This is a genomic window from Bradyrhizobium sp. R2.2-H, assembly GCF_004346455.1.
Taxonomy (GTDB): Bacteria; Pseudomonadota; Alphaproteobacteria; order Rhizobiales; family Xanthobacteraceae; genus Bradyrhizobium; species Bradyrhizobium diversitatis.
Genome location: NZ_SMBR01000034.1, coordinates 1 through 1,444, shown reverse-complemented (window position 1 = coordinate 1,444; position 1,444 = coordinate 1). Strand labels below are relative to the sequence as shown.

The 1,444-nt window shown below is 62.9% G+C and carries 1 pseudogene; it reads left to right on the top strand.

Annotated elements, in window-relative coordinates:
- Positions 1-372: 372 nt before the first annotated feature.
- A pseudogene (locus EDE08_RS38135) lies at positions 373-1,444 on the top strand (methyl-accepting chemotaxis protein); the annotation flags it as partial.

The following is a 1,444-nucleotide window of genomic DNA, read 5'->3' as shown; positions in this document are numbered from 1 at the left end:
GCCCTCCGCCGTCGTTCCGGACAAGCGCGCCCCTCAGGCGCGCGTAGATCCGGGACCCATACTCCCTGGGCGTCGTTGGGACGGACGGTGGCAACCCCGAGTCTTCGCCAAATCACTCCCTGTGGCTATGGATCCCGGATCGGCGCGCGCTTTGGGCGCGCTTGTCCGGGACGACGGCGGAGATGGGGCGGCGGTCAATTTGTAACGGCGCGGGAAAGCGGGCCTTAACAATTCCCTGGGTCACCTAACCGCCAGTTGCGGCGCCACAAATTTACCACAGCTTATCCTTTGCCCCGTAACGTGCAGAAGAGCCGGGAAGCGGGCTGCTTCCGGGATGCGCCTGGCTTTCCGCGAATGGAATGGGGTGGGGGAATGTCGGTCAAGTCGAAGTCGAGCAAATCGAAGCTGCCAACGCTGCGCTTTCGCGCAAAAATCATCCTCGGCTTTGTGGCGGTGCTAGCCATCCTCGCCGCCAGCATGGCGTTCGCCTATTTCGGCTTCGAGCGAATCGCAGGCGCTGTGGCGTCCTATCGCACCAGCGTATCGGAAGCCGACCTGGCGCGGACGGTCGATCGCGAGCTGGTTGCTTATCAAGGGCTGGCGCGGGCCTATACCCTGACCGGTGCGGCCGATGACGAGACCGCAGCCAAGACCGCTGAAGGCAACCTGAAGAGCGCGATCGCCAAGTCGATGACGGCGACGACCGGCGCCGCCCGCCGCGAGCAGGTCGGCAAGCTCGAGACCGAGTTCCAGAACTTCACGAAAGTCTTCAGCGAGATCATCACGCTGACGCGCGAGAACAACAAGATCGCGGCCGATGAACTCAACAGTGTCGGCAACAAGATCCGCTTCAAATTCGATGATCTCGCCGACACCGCAGCTCTGGCGGGCCTGAACTCGGTCCAGACCACGGCCAAGGACGTCACCTCGCAATATCTGGCGGTCTCCACCTCGGTCGGCGCATTCGTGGCCAAGCCGGAGCCGAAGACCGCCGACGGCGTGATCGCCCGCATCAAGTTCCTCGAGACGCTGCTGGTCTCCATCTACGCGAATGACCAGAAGATCACGGATCGCGTCAAGGAGATCGGCGATCTCTTGAAGCAATACCGCACCTCGTTCGCAAAGCTGAATGAGAACGTGAAGGTGATCGTCAAGCTGAACGGCGAGATGACCAAGACGGCTGCGACCATCCTCAAGCTCTCGGCCGAGCTGCGTTCGGATCTGACCGCCGACCAGCAACGCATCGAGGCGAGCGCCAATTCCACCATCGTGGAAACCGAGCAGCTGATGCTGATGCTGGCGCTGGGCGGGCTGGCCGTCGGCACCGTGCTGGCCTTGTGGCTCGGCAACGGCATCTCGCGTCCGATGATCGCGATGTGCAAGGCGATGCGCGAGCTCGCATCGGGCAATTTCGACGTCGTGCTGCCGGGTCTCGGCCGCAAGG